This window comes from Streptomyces sp. SAS_270 (assembly GCF_052543295.1).
Genome location: NZ_JBMNDS010000097.1, coordinates 19,715 through 38,187, shown reverse-complemented (window position 1 = coordinate 38,187; position 18,473 = coordinate 19,715). Strand labels below are relative to the sequence as shown.

Below are 18,473 nucleotides of genomic sequence, written 5' to 3'. Positions count from 1 at the left end.
CCGCAAGTGGTGGGAGGAGGTCGGGGACTGGTTCTCCGACAACTGGGACACCATCGTCGCGGTCTGCAAGGTCGTCGTCGCCGTCGTCGGCATCATCGCAATGATCATCGGAGGGCCGATCCTCGGCGCCATCGTGCTGATCGCCGCGCTGGTCGTCCTCGCCGACACCCTCAACAAATACGCGAAGGGCCAGGCCTCCCTATGGGACGTGGCCTTCGCGGCACTGGACTGCATCCCCGGCATGAAGGGCCTGACCACCCTCGGCGGGCTGGCCAAGGGTATGAAAAGCCTGAAGGAACTCAAAGGCCTGAAAAGCATGGCAAACAGCGTCCGTGGCCTGGCGAAGTCCGGCCGCGACATGCTGACCGAGGGCGCGAAAGGCGCCTACAGCAGGCTGAAGAGCCTGTTCAAAGGGTGCGGTGACCCGGTTGATCCCGCCACGGGGTACATGTACTTGGAACAGACTGACATCGCATTGCCGGGGACTCTGCCATTCGACTTCACCCGACGGGTTTCCTCGGGCTACCGCACGGGCTGGTGGTTCGGCCCTACCTGGTCCTCCACCATCGACCAACGTCTTGAGATCGACGAGCGCGGGGTCGTGTTCGTCACTGCCGACGGCATGGTGCTGGCGTATCCGCACCCGGAAGGGCCGACAGCACCGGTGCTTTCTGAGAGCGGCCCGCGCTGGCCGCTGACCCGTCTGGACACCGGCGGCTACCTCGTCACCGAGCCCCTCACGGGCGTCAGTCGCCGTTTTGCCATTCCGGCCGACGGCGTGGCTCTGCTGGAGCAGATATCCGACCGCAACAACAACACCATCGACTTCGACTACGACTACGAGGGCACCCCTCAAGCCATCCGGCACTCCGGCGGCTATCACCTCAAGTTCACTGTCGAGGATGGACGCATCACCGCACTGAACCTGGCCGACGCGGGTGACGACGGCCTGGACGCCACGGTCAAGCGATACGGCTACACCGAAGGCAGCCTCACTTCCGTCACCAACTCGTCCGACCTGCCAACCCAGTTCACCTACGACCAGCGGTTGCGCACCACGGCGTGGGAGGACACCAAGCACCACCGCTACGAGTACACCTACGATGATCAGGACCGGTGTATCGCTCAGGGCGGTGAAGCCGGGCACCTGACCAACACCTTTACCTACGATCAGGCCGACCCCGCCTGGCCCCATTGCCGTGTCACCGAGGTCAGCAGCGCGGAGGGCAACACCACGCGTCTCGTCGTCGACGACCGCTGCCTCGTCATCGCTGAGGTCGACTCGCTGGGTGGCACGGTGCGCACCGCCTACGACTTCCACCAGCACATCACCTGTGTGACCAATGAGCTCGGCCACACCACGCTGATCAGCAATAACGAACAAGGCCGTCCGATAGAGGTGATCGGGCCTGACCGTGCAGTGGTTCGGTACGCGTACAACGACCTCAATCTCACCACCTGCATCAACCTGCCGGACGGCACCTCTTGGCGGTACGTCTATGACGACCGCGGCAATTGCACGTCCATCACAGATCCGACCGGAGCCACGTCTCACAGCACCTACACACCGGAAGGTCACCCCCTCGCCGTCACCGACGCTTTGGGCCGCACAACTACGGTGCGGTGCAACCAGGCCGGCCTGCCGCTGGAGGTCACTGATCCTCTGGGTACGACCACCTGGGAACGTGACAGATTCGGCAACCCCGTCGCCCTCACCAATGAACTGGGGCACACAACCCGACTGGCCTGGTCGACGGAAGGCCAACTCCTGCGCCGCACCACATCCGACGGTGCAGTGGAGGGCTGGAGCTACGACGGCGAGGGCAACTGCATCAGCCGCACCGACCAGTTGGGCCAGACATCCAGCTCCACTTACACCCATTTTGATCTGCTCGCGGCCCGCACTGGCCCAGATGGGGCTCGCTTCGAGTTCTCCTACGACACGTCTCTGCGTCTCATCCAAGTCACCAACCCGCTCGGCATGACATGGAGGTACGACTACGACACCGTCGGCCGCCTGGCGTCTGAAACCGACTTCGATGGCCGCGTCCTTACCTACGCCCACGATGCTGCGGGGCGACTCATTTCTCGCACGGACGCCCTCGGCCAGACCATCACCTTCGAGTACGACGCACTCGGCCAAGTTGTTCGTAAGGAATCCCACGGAACGGTCACTACCTGGGCCTACGACCTGCTCGGCAACCTCACCCATGCCACCGGTCCGGACTCCTCGCTCACGCTTGAGCGGGACAGCTCCGGCCGCCTCCTCGCCGAGACCGTCAATGGGCGCACTCTGAGCTATGCCTACGACGTGGCAGGACAGCTTGTGGGCCGTACTACTCCCTCTGGCGCGCAAAGCACCTGGGCTTACGACGAAGTCGGCCAGCCCACCCGGCTCACCGCTTCCGGCCGCGTCATCGACTTCGAGCATGACCCGGCGGGCCGCGAGGTGACCCGCCGCGTCGGTGCCGGCACGACCGTTGCCCAGGCGTTCGACGAAGTGGGGCGTCTCTCCAGCCAGTCGGTCACGGGCACCGACGGCCAGTCCGTCCTGCACCGGTCCTTCATCTACCAGGCTGATGGCAATCTGATGGGAATCGACAGCTCGTTTCACGGAGGCCGTCACTTCGATCTGGATGCGGCGGGTCGAATCACCGCCGTGCACGCCTTGAACTGGACCGAGACCTACGCCTACGACGCCGCTGGCAACCAGACCCAGTCCGACTGGCCTCGTACACATCCGGGCCACGAAGCCACTGGGTCTCGCGCCTACGTCGGCACCCGCATCACACAGGCTGGGCGCGTCCGCTACGAGCACGACGGGCTCGGCCGCATCGTGCTGCGCCAGAAGGTCCGCCTGTCCCACAAGCCTGACACCTGGCGCTACACCTGGGATGAAAACGACCGACTCACCTCGGTCACGACTCCCGACGGTACGCGCTGGCAGTATGCATACGACCCTCTGGGACGCCGCACAGCGAAGCTGCGCATGGCCGCCGATGGCGTCACTGTGGCCGAGCGGGTCGACTTCACCTGGGACGGCACGGTCCTCTGCGAACAGACGACCACGTCGACGTCGTTCCCGAATCCGGTCACCCTCACCTGGGACCATCAGGGCTTGGCCCCCATCGCGCAGACCGAGCGGGTGTCGGCTGCTGACGCGCCACAGCACGAGATCGATTCCCGCTTCTTCGCCATCGTCACCGATCTCGTCGGCACTCCGACCGAACTCGTCAATGAAACCGGCGAAGTCGCTTGGCGTGCCCGCAGCACTCTCTGGGGTACGACCGCATGGGCGGCAAACAACACCGCATATACGCCACTACGCTTTCCGGGCCAGTATTACGACCCCGAAACGGGCTTGCACTACAACTATTTTCGATACTACGACCCCGAAATCGCCCGTTACCTCACCCAAGACCCCCTCGGTCTTGAGCCAAACTCTAATCCCGTTGCATATGTGGCCAACCCCCACACGTGGGGCGACCCTCTCGGCCTCACACCCTGCGAAATCGCAGCAAGGAAGAACGCGACCCAGCTTCGAAATTCCCCCGGTATGACCACAGGAGGCGACAGACTCCCGGACATCAGCGGTAAATGGCTCAGAGGAAGCGAGGGAAACGCTGGACGCATTCCCGGACAAGTGGCTCGGGGTTTGCAAGGGCGAGAGTTCAAGAGTTTCAACCACTTCAGAGAAGCATTTTGGGAAGAAGTCTCGAAGCATCCAGAACTGGCGGGTCAATTCAAGAAGTCCGGCCAGACAGCGATGGCCGATGGCAAGGCTCCATTCGTCGCCGCCAACCAGGCCATCCCAGGCCAGGGCCGTTACGTACTGCACCACGTCCAACCGATCCAGCGTGGCGGAGGCGTGTACGACCTTGATAACCTCGTGGTTGTGACACCGCGCTACCACAAAGAGATCCTCGCTGGCGGCTATCATTTCGGCAGCTAGCAGACCCGACTCGAGAGGATGTGCCACGTGATCTCAAAGACCCGTGCGGAACTCATTCAAATGGTGCAGCAGCTCATCGACGCGACTCTCCCTGAAGATGAGGAAGACGCATTGGTGGAGGAATTGAAAAAGAGCGTCCTACATCCTCGGGTGACGGACTTGATCTACTATTCGGATCCAGAGCTCACGGCGGAGGAAGTAGTGGACCAAGCTCTGTCCTATCGGCCTATTGAACTGTGATCCTCAATTTATAGTGTTCCGCGGTTGACCGACGCTTTGAGAACAGTGCGACATAACGTCGTCATGCGGCACATCCAGGGCTGTGTGGGCCGACCGCCCGAGGAGCGTGAGGGAGCAGCTCGAACGGGACGTCATGGACGTGCGTGCTCGTCGTCGGGTGCGGTCCTTGCGAACGGGTTGTCGAAGCTGACCATCTCCGCGATCCGATGAAGCAACCCACGGTATTGCTCACGAAGGGCAGCCGCCGTCGTGCTCAAGGTGAGGATCGCGAGCCGTTTGCCATCCGGGTGCGGGAGGTGGGCGTGGATCTGGAGGAGGGGCTCCTTCGGAAGATCACTCTTCGCCGATGGGATGCGTACTGTCTCACTGAAGGTGGCTGGCCCACATGGCAGTTCGAGGTATTCGATGCGGGTGTGCTCTTCGGCTGCGGTCACAGCGCGGGCCGCGGTGACCGCTCGCGGAGCTGTGGCCGTGTCACGCCAGGAGATGGTGAAGAGGGAGAAGAGCGGTTGTCCCGTGCCGGTGTCGTCTAGGTCGTTGCGGTGAAGGCCGATTGAGCAGTGAACGGTACCGACTTCGCAGAGAGCCACCAACAATCGTTGCCCTGCCTCAAGTTGGGACATGAATCGCTGGCGGGTTTCGTCATCCGGCGCAGAGTCGAGGAGGGGAGCCAGGGCAGTTCGCAGATGCTCACCGCCCCCGGAGTCGGCGTGCACCAGAAGGGCATTGAGAGAGACGGCAGTGAAGCCGGCCGGTTCGGCGAACCAAATGTCCGCATGGGGATCCTTGGCGGACTCGTCAATGACAAAGACGGGCGTGAAGGTCATGAGGTCTTGGCCGGTTCATTCATCTCAAGAGGGGCGCGGACGATACACAGACTCGGGGAGCCGAGCCCCGGCACGGCGGGCCCGTTCCAGTGCGGCGGGGCTGGCGTTCCAGTCGATGGGGGCGACCCGACGGTCCTTGGCGGGCCGCTGGTAGAGGAGATGCAGCCGCTTGGGGGCGTTGCCCCTGCGGCCGGGTGCTGCGACGACAGCGAGGAAGCGAGGGTCGCCGGCAAACCAGAGAGGTTCGATCTCCGCCTTCAGCTCAACTCTGGTGCGGGGGCCACCAATGCGCTTCATCCACCAGTACGTGCGCATCGAGCTGAGGAACGGCAACGGAACCCTCTCTTCAGGGCTCTCCGGGTTGGCGAACTCAAACCACATTTCGTCGTCTTCAACCTCTGGATGCTTGCTCAGACCACGCGGTACGCCATCGAGGATCTGCCAAGGGTACTGCCCCAAGACCTGCTGGATACCAATCGACCAGGGAAAATAGGAGATTTGAAGAACGGCACGGAAGGACGCGTAAAGGAGGAAAGGAAGGAATACCCATCCAATCCAAGGCGGCGTGGCAACGATGAGAAAGAGCGCGGCAAAGAAGCCGACCGCCCAACCGAGCAGTCTTGCGACGATCATGACCATGTGCTGGATCCATACTCGACGGGTTGGTGGATTGTCCCAGGCGGTCGGGTAGTCGTGGGGGGACATACCGAGCCTCTCTCTGTACGCGTTGAAGCTTCAGGAGCGGAGGTGCTGAACGAGACCGAAGACCGCGCCGCCGTCGATACCCATCCGTGCACCGTCGATGCCCGCAACGGCGCTGTCCTTGATCCCGTCGTCATCAGCATCCATAAGGCTGTTGACCAAGCCGAAGCCAGCCGTGCCGACGCCGATCGCGCCGGACGTCACCTCGACTGACTTAATGGCCCGTTCGGCCTGTGCACCCCGAATCGTGAAGGTGAGCAGGGAGTTGTCGAGGCTGGAGATGGCGCGCGCCTGCTCCATGGTGGAGGCTCCGATACTGGTCATTCTCTGGCCGATCGTGACCACTTCTCCCGCTGTACCGGCACTCCGTAGGGCGGCCATGCTCCCCTTCCCAACAGCACCGAGCCCCGGCAGCACGCCCAGCACGTCGCCACCCACCGTGACGAGATTGCTCCAGAAATCCGTGTCAAGTTCGCCCTTGGTGAATCCGTCCCACAGCGAAGCACGCATTTCCGGGTCGAAGAGCAACCGCAGCGTCAACGCCCCTGCACTCAGAGCTGAGGCGGTAAGCATCAGGGCCGCCACCATCGCAATCCCCAGCGGGCCAGCGAAGATGATCGCCACGAGGGCGATGACTCCCGCCAAGAAGCTCAGGATGTCTGGAAGGTTCTCCTGCAGCCAGTCGAGCGCTGAGTCGAACCACCCCGGCTCGTGCGGTACCAGTTTCTTGGTGGCGTCGCGGATTTTGCGTGCGCGGCACTCGGCCTGGTGTTCGTGTTCCTCGGCGAGTTTTCGGGCCTTGGTGATGATTTTGTCGAGCTCGGACTGGGCGTGGTCGACGGCTGTGTTGGCGTGGGTCAGGGTTTTCTGGGCGTCGTCGTGACGGGTGCCCTTCTTGGCTAGGTCAGGGTCGTCCTTGGCTTTGGCGGCGCGTCCCTTGGCTGTGTCCACCGCGGCCTGGGCGTGTTTCGCGTCCTCCTCCAAGCGCTTGGCGCGGCGCTGGAAATCGTCGAGCTCGCTTTCCCAGCGGTCCAGTTGCTTGGCGGCCTTGCGGATCGAGTGCGCGGCGTTCTTCAGGTTGAGGGGCAGCGGGCCCCCGTCGAGTTGTTCCCGGAAGGCGACGGCCGCGTCGCCCTTCCAGTAGCTGCCCTCCATCAGCTTCGTGACGAGGCTGTGCGTCTCTTCGAGGGTCTTTGCGCAGTTGGCGAGCTTGGTGTGCAGGGTGCGTACGGTCTCGGTGCTGCCCGGCACCGGGTTGAAGCCCAGGTGCGGGTAGTTCGGATTCGCAATGTGCGGGGCCGACTTCAGGCCCTGCGGCTTGCTGGGGTCCGACCGGAACTGTGGGTCCGGGGTCGAGCCCGGCTGCTCAATGCCGGGGGCGTACGTCACTTCCCGCCCCCGCTCTTGCCGTGCTTGCCCTTCTTGAGGGCTTCCTCCAGCGCCTTGTCGACCTCGCGATAGCTGTCCCTGCTCTGGCCGATGATCTTGGCCAGGTCCTCGGTCTGCTCCCCGATGCTCTCGGCGCCGTACTTCCATTCCTCCTGGAAGTCCTCGCACGCGGAGTCGAGGTCGTCGGTGCCCAAGCCTGTGACCGTGGCGTCGCCCAGCGCTCTGCGCAGGCCTTGCAGGGAGTGGCTCGACTTCTTCAGCATCTTCATGAAGTGGTCGAGTTCGTCGCCGTCAACGGCCAGCCGCTCCGCCATGGGGTCCCGTCCTTGTCCGCCCGACGCTACGGATGGAATGTTGCCATCCGTTTATCGGGGTGACTGACCAACTGCCCAGCTCAGACGGGTATTTCATGCCTTCGTGCGGTAGCGCTCTCAGCGGTTGACGGACTGGATCTCCTGGACCACGACGTCCTGCTCCGCCCCGAACGTGCCGTCCGGCAGGCCCTGCACCTCGGTCACGCCGGTGCCGGTCCAGTGGATCTTCCAGGTGATGGTGGCCTTGAGCGGGTACGAGCCGTCGCCCGAGGAGCGCAGGTACTCGACGCCGCACGGGGGCGTCTCGTCCGCCTTGCCCTTCGCATACGCCTCGCCGATATGGCCGTTGTCGAACTCGCAGACGCCGGAGGCAGGGTAGGTGGTGGCGTCGTCCGTGCCGGGGTCGATCTTCAGAGAGACGGGTTCGGCGGTGGTGGTCGCCTGGATCCCGAGCGCCGGGACGGCTGCGGTGACGGAGACCGGCTTGAACTCGGCGGCATCCAGCCACGCCCAGGTCGGCAGGTTCACCTTCGTGGTGCCGGCAGGTGCGAGCTTGACCTTGGTCGACGGGACGCGGATCTCGGCGTACGCGAGCTGGGCCAGGATCTCGGGGGTCACCGCGTTCTTGATGTCGGCGGGCGGGGGGTCACCCTTGTCCACCCAGAAGATGGGCTCCTTGCAGGCGTCCCAGCCGGGCGGAAAGTCCTCGTTGACGTACGAGTCCCAGAAATAACCCTTGCCGGCCTTGTCCTTGTTGAAGTCCTTGTAGGGCTGGCCCTTCTCGTACTTGTTGCGCTGCTCCAGGTCCCACTGGGAGCCCGTGGACTCGGCGTTCCAGATCGGCTCCAGGTACTTCTGAAGCTGCTCGGGGGTGTACTTCGGGGCATACCAGCAGGCGGGCGGGGACCAGGAGGTCGTTGATGTCACGGGGCCGGCAGATTGTCCGGAACCGTTCTTCGAGCGGTCGAAGACGATTCCGCCTGCCTTAGCCAGGAGCTTGTCACCGTCCACGCCGCCAGCGGGCTTCGCGTTCGAGCCGTTGTCGGTACTTCCGCCCCATCCTTGGTCCGCGTGTGCGGGATCAGTGGTTCCCAGAGCAGTCAAAAGAGCTGCAGCCAGGAGCCAAGGGCTCCTTCGGATCAAGGCTGGCACTTGGAGCTCCCCCTCTGTGACGTCATGCGCTCGGTGACCCAGATACCGCTCTTGTTCTTTTGCAGGACACTGGCGTAGATCACGTAACTGTTCTTTGTCACCGGCGTCACATCGGTCTTGCCGGTCTTGAGATACTTGTTGTAAGCCTTGCTTTGATCTCCGCAGTACACAAAAGCCGCCGTACCATCCGCCTTGACGGTCAGGTCCTCGTTATAGAACCGCGTGGTCCCTGTAGTGCGGGCCTTGTGATCGATGTACGACTGGATGTACTGCTGGCTTCCAGCCGCTGCGGTTCCCTCGGTGTAGAAGAGATACGCCTTGTCCAAGGCGTCCTGGTTGGCGATGGCCATGTCCACGGCCTGGATGCGCTGTTCGGCATCGTTCAGGACAGCGTCCTTGTCAGCGTCTCCGGTCTTCTTCCACTCAAAGTCGTACTTGACGTCCGACGGCACCTCGATCTTTGGCCGCTCCACGGCACCGGCACCACTGGCGGTCGGTGAAGCCGGCGATTCGCTTCCCGTGTCCGCCCCCGCGATCTTGTCGTTGCCCTTGGAGCCCCCGTCGCCTCCGCCGCAGGCGGTGAGGAGGAGGGCCGCGGTGGCGCCGGCGGCGGCTGTGGTGAGCAGGCGGGGGCGGCGGCGGTTCACTGGGGGCTCCTGGTGGGGCGGTTGGGGGGAGGGAGGGCAGCGATACGGTATCGGGGGCCTGCGGGGCGACACCAGAGCGAACTACGTCAACTCGGGGGACGAATGGGGCGTACGGGGAGTTAGTGGGGGTAAGGGAGTCGCCTTGGCCCTCGTTCGGGTGACACGGGCGGGCACGGCCGTCGCTTCGTTGGCCGTTGCAAAGGCCCGTGCCGGCCCCGTGCTACTCCCCGACGTACGGGAGTGTGTCGCTGCCTCCGTCGTCCCAGGTGATGACGACGCTGTCGCCGTCGCGCTTGAGGGTGGCGGAGGTGTAGTCGGAGTCCTTCTTGCTGCCCATGGGCTGGAGGACCATCCGGAAGCCGCCGTCGCTGCGGTCCGCGCCCAGGCCGGTGAGGATGCCCTCGCCGCCCGGGTCGATGTAGGAGAGGGCGTACTTGCCCTTGTAGTCGCCGGTCGCGTACTTGTCGCCGATCGTGAGGGTCTTGTTGTCGTCGTTCTGCCACTGACCCTCGAACCCCGTCGAATCGGGCGGGGTGACGGAACCGCCCGTGGAGTCGTCCGACGTGCCGTTCGATGCGTCGTCCGACGTGTCCTCGTCGTCGCCGTAGTGGTCCTCCGGCGACTCCGACGCCTCGTCGGACGGCTCGTCCGTCGTGGACGCCGTCGGCGAGGCGGACACGCTCTTGTCGGCCTTCGGCTTGCTGTCGCCGTCGTCGCCGTTGCCGCTCGTCACGAAGTAGATCCCGCCGCCGATCAGGACGACGGCCGCGACGGCGGACGCGATCATGATGGCCAGGCGCTTCCTGGGGCCTTGGCCACCGCTTCCGTCACCGCCCGCGCCCCCGGCCTGCGGCGGATACCCCACCGCATACGGCTGGCCGTACGCCGGCTGCTGCGCCCCGTACGGCTGGGGCTGGGCCGCGTACGGGTTGGGCTGCTGCCCCTGGCCGGGCGCCTGAGCAGGCGGAGTCGGAGGTGCCGGCGGAGGCGCGTACGGCCCGGCCGGAGGTCCGGCCTGAGGCGGCCCCTGCGGCGGCACCGGCGGAGGCATCGGCGGCTGCTGACCGCCGTACGGGTTCGGCCCGTGCTGGTCCCCGTACGGATTCGGGCCCTGCTGCCCCCCATACGGGTTGGGGCCCTCTCCCCCATACCCGTACGGACCCGGCTGCGCCCCGAAACCGTCCTGCGGCGGCTGTGTCATCTGTGGTGTCTCCCCCGTGCGGCATGTCGGCCGGGGAGGAACAACCGCCCCACCCGACCCGGACCCCAACATTCACCACCCGTCCCCCACACGCAAGTGTCTTATGAACTAGCCCACTTGCCCGCGTCAGGACCTTCGCCGGGAGCGCCCACGTTTCACACCGTTCGGCCACAATCTGGGGCTGCGCCGCGCGGCGATGTCCTCGATCCAGCCGAACGCGACGATCGTCAGGGCGATCAGTGGCCAGACCAGCACGAACATCCAGAGCATGTACGTCGTGTCCAGCGCCCCCACCGCGCGGTCGCTCTGCATGAAGGGAAGGTTGTACGCCTGGTCGATGATCGGGACCGTGGCCATGATCAGCATGTTGTGCCAGAGGTAGATCGTGACCGCGCGGTTGTTGGAGAGCGTCACCAGCTTGTCCCAGCGCGCCAGCTTCCCCGGCAGCTCCTGCCAGGAAGGGGAGTACTGGAGCAGGATGACGACGAAGCCGAAGGACCAGGTCGCCTGGGCCATCGGAATGTCGTTGAGGTCCCAGCCGTCGGGGCCGAGGTGCCCCGAGGCCCACCACAGGCCGAAGGCCATCAGCAGAGCCGAGCAGGAGACCGCCGCGTAGCGGGGAATCCGCTTGAGCACCCCCTCGTGGTGGGCGAAGCCCAGGACCCAACAGCCGCCGTACACCGCGAAGTCGGAGACGGCGTTGCCCGTCTCGCCGGGGATGTTCACGATGCCGGTGCCCACGATCGCCGTCAGGGCGAGGGGAGCGAGCAGCGTCGCCCACGGGACCCGGCGGAACGCCCACAGCAGCAGTGGGGAGGCGATCACGAACCACAGGTACGCGCGCAGGTACCAGAGCGGGCCCGCCGCCTCGACCGCCCAACTGGACTCCAGCAGACCGGACTCGGAGCCGAGATGCCAGGGGAAGGGCGGGGCGCCCAGCGGGATGACGTAGTTGACGAGGTCGATCACGCCCCAAGTGCCCCTGTGGTCGGGGTCCTTGAGGATGTTCCAGCCGTTCGCGAACATCAGCGTCAGTGCCACCGCGCTGAACGCCCAGAGCGGGGGCAGCAGTCGCCTTACCCGGCCCTTGATCACGCCCAGCGCCGGGCGGTTCAGCGAGCGGGCCATCAGCGAGCCCGCCAGCGCGAACATCACGCCCATGGACGGGAACAGGACCGTCAACCAGGCCCAGCCGAACAGGTGGTAGACGACGACTCGGACGAGTGCGATCGAGCGCAGCAGGTCCAGGTAGCGGTCACGGCCCGGCTTCTTGGGCGCCGGATCCGGTGGGACCGTCCCGGCCGCCGGGGCCGCCGGGGCCGCCGGGCCCGTCGCGGGCGCGGCCACGGGTGATGCCGACCGCTGGTGCGGAATCTCGGCCGCGGCGGCCGCAGCGGTCGGGGCAGTCGAGGTGGCCGGAGCCACCGGAGCCTGCCGCCACACCGGCGCCGTACCCCCGGAACCCCCGAAACCTCCAGGACCTCCAGAACCCGCCGCGCCGTCCGCTCTCGCCGCGCCGTCCGCTCCCACCACTCCCTCCGCCCCCACCGATCCCTCCGTAGCCCCCGAATGCCCTCGGTGTCCCTGATATCCCGGATATCCCTGACGTTCCTGACGTTCCTGTGTCATCCCACCGGCCTCCGGTCGTCCCCGCTCTGCACCCGTTGTCGCGGGATCGAGCCCGGCGCCTCCACCACGCCCGTGCGCCGCAGCTTCTGCCAGCGCAGCCGGCCTCCGGTGAGTGCGGTGATCCAGGACTGGAGCAGGACCACGTACATCAGTTGGCGGTAGAGGATCTGTTGGAGCGGGAGCGAGATCAGGTGTGTCATGCGTTCGCGGTCGAGGCGGAAGGCGTACGCCGCGCAGATCGCCTGGACGGTGAGGACGCCCAGCCAGGCCCCGATCGTCCGCTGCGTCGGGCCGAAGACCACTCCGTAGAGGAGGAACACGTCGATCAGGGGGGCCAGGAGCGGGGCGAGGACCATGAAGAGGGACACCAGGGGCAGTCCGACGCGGCCGAAGCGCCCCGACGGGCCCCGCTCGATCAGGGCCCGACGGTGCTTCCAGATCGCCTGCATCGTGCCGTACGACCAGCGGTAGCGCTGGGACCACAGCTGCTGGACCGATTCGGGCGCCTCCGTCCAGGCACGGGCGCGCTCCGCGTACACGACCCGCCATCCGTCGCGGTGCATCGCCATCGTGATGTCGGTGTCCTCGGCGAGTGTGTCGTCGCTCATGCCGCCGACCCGTTCCAGGGCGGAGCGGCGGAACGCGCCGACCGCGCCCGGGATCGTCGGCATGCAGCGCAGCATGTCGTACATACGGCGGTCGAGGTTGAAGCCCATCACGTACTCGATGTGCTGCCAGGCTCCGATGAGTGAATCCCGGTTGCCCACCTTGGCGTTGCCCGCGACGGCGCCGACGGACGGGTCCGCGAAGGGCTGGACCAGCTCGCGGACGGTGGCCGGTTCGAAGACGGTGTCGCCGTCCATCATCACGATGAGCTCGTAACGGGCGTTCGCCAGACCGCGGTTGAGGGCGGCGGGCTTGCCGGCGTTGTGCTGGCGCACGACGCGTACGTTCGGCAGGTCAAGGCCCTCGACGATCAGTGCCGTGCCGTCGCTCGAACCGTCGTCGATGACGAGGACCTCGACGGGGTGCTCGCTCGCCATCAGCGAACGGACGGTGTTCTCGATGCACTTGGCCTCGTTGTACGCCGGCACGAGCACCGAGACCGGTTCGGTGACCGGCGCCGCGCCCCAGCGGAAGTCGCGGCGGCGTACGCGGCGGGCGTGCACCGCGGAGAGTACGAGCATCAGGCCGAAGCGGGTGAAGACGAGGACGCCGATCACGGCGAGCGCCACGACCAGGCCGTCGGTGATCTCGTCCGAGGCGCTGACCAGGAAGATCCAGGCCTCGCCCTTCCACAGGTCCGTGCCGGTGACCGGCGTGTGCGCGCTGGGGGCGCCGAGTGCCTCGGTGAGGTTCTCGAACACGTAACCCTGGCCCTGGAGTTGGGGCAGGAAACGGTCCAGCGCCTGGACCGTCTGGTGGCGGTCACCGCCGGAGTCGTGCATCAGGACGATCGCGCCCTTGCCGCCCTTGGGCGTGGCGCGGCGGATGATCTCGTCGACGCCGGGCTTCTGCCAGTCCTCGCTGTCGGTGTTGTTGACGACGGTGATGTAACCGCGCGTGCCGATGTACTGCGTGACCGGCCAGGACTTGTTGTCCATGGCGTCGGCGAAGGAGGAGTACGGCGGCCGGAAGAGGGAGGTGCGGATGCCCGCCGCGCCGGCCAGCGCCAGCTGGCTCTGGGAGAGCTCCCAGTCGATGCGCTTCTGGGACTGGTAGGAGAGGTCGGGGTGGTTGAAGGTGTGCAGGCCGACCTCGTGCCCCTCCCTCACCATGCGGCGGATCAGCTCGGGATAGCGCGAGGCGTTGGTGCCGGTGACGAAGAAGACGGCGTGCGCGTGGTGCGCCTTGAGGACGTCGAGGACCTTGGGGGTCCATGTCGGATCCGGGCCGTCGTCGAACGTGAGGACGAGATCGTGGTCCTCCACGTCGAGGCTGGTCGTACGGCCGTCGCGGGTGTCGATGACCGGGCCGCCGTCGAGGATCTTCTGCGGCACCTTGTCGGTGGCGGCCTCGGGCTGGACGCGGTGGTCCGCGAGGATCTCGCTGTGCACATAGCCGCGCAGCATCAGCATCGCCATCAGGGCGACGAGGATGAGCGAGGGGAGCAGGTGACGCATCGGCAGCCGACGACGGCGGGAATTGTCCCTGTGGGATGTGTCCGTACGTGATCCGCGGGAGGTTCCTGTGCGGAATGTGCGGAATGTGCGGGATGTGCGAGAGGTGCGGGACCGGCCGGACGCGCGAGGTGCGGGTCCGTGACGGCTGGTGCGGGATGCCATCAGAGGATGTTCTCCGGGGACGAGGAGCTGGTGGCGCTCGGTTCAGTGGGGCCCTGGTCGACGGGGGCCGACGCGACGGGGGCCGATTCGGCCGGGCCGTCGGCGACCGTGCCGGTGCCCGGGCCGCCGGGGGCCGGGCTCTCCGTGGGAGAGGCCGAGGGAGCCGCGGTGTCCGAGGGCGTGGGAGCCGGCGGGTCGACCACCGGGTCGGTCGGATTGGGGTCCGGGTCCTTGCTGGGGCTGGTGCCCGGGTCGGGCTTCGTGGTGGTGGACGTCGAGGGCTTCGGGCCGGTCGACGTGCCCGGTTTCGCGGGACTCTTGGAGGCGCCGGGCGAGGCGCTGACGCCCGGCTTCGGCGTCGTACCGTCGCCGGCCGTCGGGCTCGTGCCCGGCGAGACGTTGCCCGAGCCGGGCGAGTTCGCCGATCCGCCGCCGGTGCCTGCGTCGGCGTCGGCGTCGGTGGGCAGCGGCGAGGTGTCGACCTTGCCCGCCGGCTGGTCGTCCTTCTGACCCGGCACCGGGAGCCAGGGCGCGTTGGAGTTGCCCGACAGGAGCGTGACGACGATGACTACGGCGTACACGGCGCAGGCGAGGCCGACGATGATGCCGAGCCGGCGGAAGCGACGGCTGCGGCGGCCCGACTCGTCGACGAAGACCGGTCCGTCCGAACCCTCCGGGCCGCTGGAACCGACCGAACCGACCGAACCAACCGAACCGGCAGAACCGCCCGGCCCACCCGGCCCGTCCTGGGCTCCGGGGATGCCCAGGGACCCTGCGGATCCCGGAGCGCCCTTGGCCGGCCGGGTGGTCAGCGGGTCGTCCAACCGGCGCCCGGCACCGTCGAGTTGGACCGTGACCTCGTTGGGGTCGTGAGTGTGGCCCGGGTCGTCGGGCTGCTCCCAGGTGGGCGCGTACGCGCCGAGCGCATCCGCGGCGGGTCTCACCGGACCGAGCGCATCCGCGGCGGGTCTCGCCGGACCGAGCGCATCCGCGGCGGGTGTCGCGGGACCGGGCGAATCCCCGGTGGGCGTCTCGGCGCCGGGCGGCGGCGAGGACGACCGAGGCCGGCCCAGCGAGCGCGGCAACCGTCCGGTGTCGGAGAGCCTCGCGGTCTCGGACATCTCCTCGGCCTGGGACCAGGAGGACGTCTGAGCGGCGTCCGGCCAGTTCACCGGCCCCGGAGAGACCCCATCACCGCTGGGAGCAGCACCGGCACCGCCATCGGAACCGGCACCACCGACCGAACCGAACCCGAGCCCGGCACCGGCACCATCCCCACCGCTGTCGTCATCACCACTGTCCGACGGATCAGATCCACGCCCCTCCCGCTGATCGACTTCTCGTCGATTCGGTTGGGTGTGTTTCCGCCAGTTCTTCACACGCACGCGCATCCCCCCACGGGACAGTTCTCGGGTGCGCACGCACGACTCCGGGCATGACTTACGCGTCGGCGGAACCGGACCCCACCCGATTCAAGCGCCCCATTTACCACATTGCGCCCGGCTCAAAAATGTAGCGCAGACGGGTGGCGTGTGTGGTTATACGTCAGTTCTTCCTCATCATGATGAGTGCATCTGTGGCCGGAAGCCACCCTCGTTCGGGTGGCTGCAACCACCCTTCTTCGGACGCGAGTTCGGTGGCGGCTCGTCGAAGAGCATCGAATCCAGGATGCACCAGCCCCTTTCGCCACACGAGCGACACAGGTGACAGCGGAACGGGGTCCACAAGGGGTCGCAGCACGGTGCCAGGCATGGCCGGAAAGTCCACCACGGCGAGGACGGGGTTCCGTTTCTTGGCCATGATCCGCTGGAATTCCTCGGGCCCGACGGCCACCGGCGCGGGCGGCGCGATCTCGATTCCGCGCCCCTCGAACAACTGACGCGCCAGGTCGGTCCACTCCAGCGTCCGCGGGTTGCCCGCCCCCGCGTACACGGCCTCGCCCGCGAGCGAGTCCAGCGGCACGACGTCCAGCGCCGCGAGACGGTGGTCCTCCGGCAGGACCACGGCCATCCGCTCGTACCGTACGGGCTGCTGCCCGAGCCGGGCCCTGACCGCCGGGGCGAGTCCGGCGAACCGTCCGAACGACGCGTCCAGGCGCCCGGCGAGCAGTTCCCCCGCGGCGCCCGTCAGTCCGCTCTCGAAGCGGGCCATCAGCTCGGCGTCCGGGGCGAGTTCGCGGGCCCGGCCGAGGATGCGCTCGAAGACGAGCCCCGGGCTGTTGACGTCGACGAGCAGCGGCCGTGCCGCCTCCGGCGCACCGAACGCGGCGCGCAGCGCGTCCTGCGCCTCCAGCACGCGGCGCGCATACGGCACCAGCCGCTCGCCGTCGACCGTCGGCGTCACCTGCCGTGTCGTCCGCACGAACAGCTCGGTGCCGAGCTCGCGCTCCAGCCGCCGGATATCACGGCTGAGGGCCTGCTGGGCGACGTAGAGCCGGGCGGCGGCACGCGTGAAGTGCAGTTCCTCGGCGACGGCGAGAAAGGCGCGCAGGAGGCGGGGGTCGATGAACCCGGGAGCCCCTGGACCGACGGGGGCGGGCACGCGTGCGGAATCGGAAGCGGCGCCCCCCGCGGAGGCGGCGGAGGAATCGGAGCCAGGGACGGAGACGGACATCGGGCGAACTTACAACGCAGGTGCGTCAATCGCTACGGAGTAGGTGTTGGACCCCGGGCCCGGCAACCCGCGACGGTTGATCCATGCCGCAACCGCCCTCCCGCAAAGCCCCGTTGCCCTCTTCCTCGACAGCTCCCCCGACCGCTCCCCCGATGACTGCCCCGACGCCTCCCCCGGCCACGTCTTCGACGATTTCTTCGATGCGCTTCACCACCACCGGCGGCACCCTGGTGGCCGTCGACCTCCGCCCCCACCGGAAAGCCCCGCCAACCCCCCGTGGCCCGCGCGGCCCCCGCACCCCGTACCACCGCCTCTTCACCGTCCCCGGCGCCCGCGCCTTCACCCTCGGGAACCTGATCGCGCGCCTGCCCATGGGCATGTTCAGCGTGAGCACGGTCATCATGATCGCGGGGGCGCGGGGCTCGTACGCCCTCGCCGGCGCGGTCACGGCGACCGGGCTGGCGGCGACGGCGCTGGTCGCCCCCTGGATCGCGCGGCTCGTCGACCGTCACGGGCAGGCCCGAATCGCCGTACCGGCGACGGCGGTTGCGGCACTGGGTTCGCTGGCTCTGCTGCTCTGCGTGCACTACGGCACACCCGACTGGACCCTGTTCGCGGCGTACGCGGCCACCGCCACGACGCCGAACACCGGGGGCATGTCACGGGCCCGTTGGGCCCACCTCTTCAAGGGGGACCCGGCCGCCGTGCACACGGCGAACTCCTTCGAACAGGCCGCCGACGAGCTGTGCTACATGCTCGGCCCGGTGCTCGCGGCCCTCCTGTGCGGGACGTTCTTCCCGGAGGCGGGCACGCTGGTCGGACTCGTCCTGCTGATGTCCGGCGTCCTGATCTTCGCCGCCCAGCGCTCCACGGAACCGCCGCCCCGACGACGTACGGCGGAGAAGTCGCCGTTGCGGGCGCCCGGCATCCCCTCCCTCCTCGTCACGTTCCTCGCCCTCGGTGCCGTCTTCGGTTCGATGGAGGTCGTCACGATCGCCTTCACGGACGCCCGGGGTCACGGGTCGGCCGCGGGTCTGGTCCTCGGTCTCCAGGCGGCCGGATCGTGCGTGGCGGGTCTGGTGTACGGGGCCGTGAAGCCGGCCGGTCCCGCCGAGCGGCGCTACCCGCTGTGCGTCGCCGCCATGACCGCGCTGATGACGCTGCCCCTGCTGGCGGCGGCGCTCACCGGTTCCCTCGTGGCCCTCGCGGGCGCCCTGCTCGTCGCCGGGATGGCCACCGCCCCGACCATGGTCACGGGCATGACCCTCGTCCAACAGCGCACGCCCGACGGCCGGTTGAACGAGGGAATGACGCTCGCCGTGACGGGGCTGCTGGGCGGGATCGCCTGCGGTTCGGCGGCCGGCGGATGGACGGTCGAGCACGTCTTCGCGACGGCGGGTTACGGCGTTCCGGTCACCGCGGCCGCCGTGGCGCTCATGATCACGGCCGGCCACCGCCTGGTCTCCGCCGCCCGCCGCAACCGACCGACCGCCACCTGACCTCCACCCGATTCCGCCGGCCC

Annotated in this window: 15 protein-coding genes; 4 read left to right on the top strand and 11 right to left on the bottom strand. The window is 67.3% G+C overall.

Annotated features, from left to right (window positions below; translation table 11 throughout):
- Positions 1–100: 100 nt before the first annotated feature.
- Both ACN6LB_RS40040 and ACN6LB_RS40035 read left to right on the top strand, forming a co-directional pair.
- Positions 101–3,952 carry a DUF6531 domain-containing protein gene (locus ACN6LB_RS40040; protein WP_445030168.1) on the top strand — a complete coding sequence of 1,284 codons (3,852 nt, stop codon included), beginning with the start codon at positions 101–103 and terminating at the stop codon, positions 3,950–3,952.
- Positions 3,953–3,979: 27 nt separating this feature from the next.
- Entirely contained in the window at positions 3,980–4,192 is a 213-nt protein-coding gene (locus ACN6LB_RS40035; RefSeq protein WP_445030167.1) for a bacteriocin immunity protein, read from the top strand.
- Positions 4,193–4,323: 131 nt separating this feature from the next.
- Here ACN6LB_RS40035 and ACN6LB_RS40030 read toward each other — a convergent pair whose 3' ends face one another.
- From ACN6LB_RS40030 to ACN6LB_RS39985, 10 genes are all read right to left on the bottom strand, one after another.
- Entirely contained in the window at positions 4,324–5,019 is a 696-nt protein-coding gene (locus tag ACN6LB_RS40030) for a hypothetical protein (protein WP_445030166.1), read from the bottom strand.
- Positions 5,020–5,043: 24 nt separating this feature from the next.
- Complete coding sequence (locus ACN6LB_RS40025) at positions 5,044–5,658, bottom strand: hypothetical protein (protein WP_445030165.1); 615 nt, start codon at positions 5,656–5,658, stop codon at positions 5,044–5,046.
- A 96-nt stretch (positions 5,659–5,754) separates the two neighbouring features.
- Positions 5,755–7,110 carry a putative T7SS-secreted protein gene (locus ACN6LB_RS40020; protein WP_445030164.1) on the bottom strand — a complete coding sequence of 452 codons (1,356 nt, stop codon included), beginning with the start codon at positions 7,108–7,110 and terminating at the stop codon, positions 5,755–5,757.
- Positions 7,107–7,424, bottom strand: a complete 318-nt coding sequence (locus tag ACN6LB_RS40015) for a type VII secretion target (protein WP_445030163.1) — start codon at positions 7,422–7,424, stop codon at positions 7,107–7,109. Before ACN6LB_RS40015 ends, ACN6LB_RS40020 begins: the two co-directional genes overlap by 4 nt.
- A gap of 117 nt (positions 7,425–7,541) precedes the next feature.
- A complete protein-coding gene (locus ACN6LB_RS40010; RefSeq protein WP_445030162.1) occupies positions 7,542–8,576 on the bottom strand; it encodes a hypothetical protein in 1,035 nt (344 codons plus the stop codon).
- On the bottom strand, positions 8,564–9,223 hold the full coding sequence (locus tag ACN6LB_RS40005) for a hypothetical protein (RefSeq protein ID WP_445030161.1): 660 nt from the start codon (positions 9,221–9,223) through the stop codon (positions 8,564–8,566). Before ACN6LB_RS40005 ends, ACN6LB_RS40010 begins: the two co-directional genes overlap by 13 nt.
- Before the next feature lie 220 nt (positions 9,224–9,443).
- Positions 9,444–10,424 carry a hypothetical protein gene (locus ACN6LB_RS40000; RefSeq protein WP_445030160.1) on the bottom strand — a complete coding sequence of 327 codons (981 nt, stop codon included), beginning with the start codon at positions 10,422–10,424 and terminating at the stop codon, positions 9,444–9,446.
- A 126-nt stretch (positions 10,425–10,550) separates the two neighbouring features.
- Entirely contained in the window at positions 10,551–11,771 is a 1,221-nt protein-coding gene (locus ACN6LB_RS39995; protein WP_445030159.1) for an acyltransferase family protein, read from the bottom strand.
- Positions 11,772–12,049: 278 nt separating this feature from the next.
- Positions 12,050–14,176 carry a glycosyltransferase gene (locus ACN6LB_RS39990; protein WP_445030158.1) on the bottom strand — a complete coding sequence of 709 codons (2,127 nt, stop codon included), beginning with the start codon at positions 14,174–14,176 and terminating at the stop codon, positions 12,050–12,052.
- 161 nt (positions 14,177–14,337) lie between these two features.
- A complete protein-coding gene (locus tag ACN6LB_RS39985; RefSeq protein WP_445030157.1) occupies positions 14,338–15,282 on the bottom strand; it encodes a hypothetical protein in 945 nt (314 codons plus the stop codon).
- Between the two features lie 79 nt (positions 15,283–15,361).
- Here ACN6LB_RS39985 and ACN6LB_RS39980 point away from each other — a divergent pair, with 79 nt between their 5' ends.
- Positions 15,362–15,490, top strand: coding sequence for a hypothetical protein (locus tag ACN6LB_RS39980; protein WP_445030156.1), 129 nt, complete (start codon positions 15,362–15,364; stop codon positions 15,488–15,490).
- Positions 15,491–15,883: 393 nt separating this feature from the next.
- Here the strand turns inward: ACN6LB_RS39980 and ACN6LB_RS39975 are convergent, their stop codons facing one another.
- On the bottom strand, positions 15,884–16,951 hold the full coding sequence (locus tag ACN6LB_RS39975) for a LysR family transcriptional regulator (protein ID WP_445030155.1): 1,068 nt from the start codon (positions 16,949–16,951) through the stop codon (positions 15,884–15,886).
- 200 nt (positions 16,952–17,151) lie between these two features.
- Here ACN6LB_RS39975 and ACN6LB_RS39970 point away from each other — a divergent pair, with 200 nt between their 5' ends.
- On the top strand, positions 17,152–18,450 hold the full coding sequence (locus ACN6LB_RS39970; protein WP_445030154.1) for an MFS transporter: 1,299 nt from the start codon (positions 17,152–17,154) through the stop codon (positions 18,448–18,450).
- Positions 18,451–18,473: the final 23 nt, after the last annotated feature.

Excerpts from the sequence above, each read along its gene's own strand:
- ACN6LB_RS40040 (WP_445030168.1), top strand. The coding sequence starts at position 101 with ATGATCATCGGAGGGCCGATCCTCGGCGCCATCGTGCTGATCGCCGCG.
- ACN6LB_RS40030 (WP_445030166.1), bottom strand. The coding sequence starts at position 5,019 with ATGACCTTCACGCCCGTCTTTGTCATTGACGAGTCCGCCAAGGATCCC.
- ACN6LB_RS40025 (WP_445030165.1), bottom strand. The coding sequence starts at position 5,658 with ATGGTCATGATCGTCGCAAGACTGCTCGGTTGGGCGGTCGGCTTCTTT.
- ACN6LB_RS40015 (WP_445030163.1), bottom strand. The coding sequence starts at position 7,424 with ATGGCGGAGCGGCTGGCCGTTGACGGCGACGAACTCGACCACTTCATG.
- ACN6LB_RS40000 (WP_445030160.1), bottom strand. The coding sequence starts at position 10,424 with ATGACACAGCCGCCGCAGGACGGTTTCGGGGCGCAGCCGGGTCCGTAC.
- ACN6LB_RS39990 (WP_445030158.1), bottom strand. The coding sequence starts at position 14,176 with ATGCGTCACCTGCTCCCCTCGCTCATCCTCGTCGCCCTGATGGCGATG.
- ACN6LB_RS39975 (WP_445030155.1), bottom strand. The coding sequence starts at position 16,951 with ATGTCCGTCTCCGTCCCTGGCTCCGATTCCTCCGCCGCCTCCGCGGGG.
- ACN6LB_RS39970 (WP_445030154.1), top strand. The coding sequence starts at position 17,152 with ATGCGCTTCACCACCACCGGCGGCACCCTGGTGGCCGTCGACCTCCGC.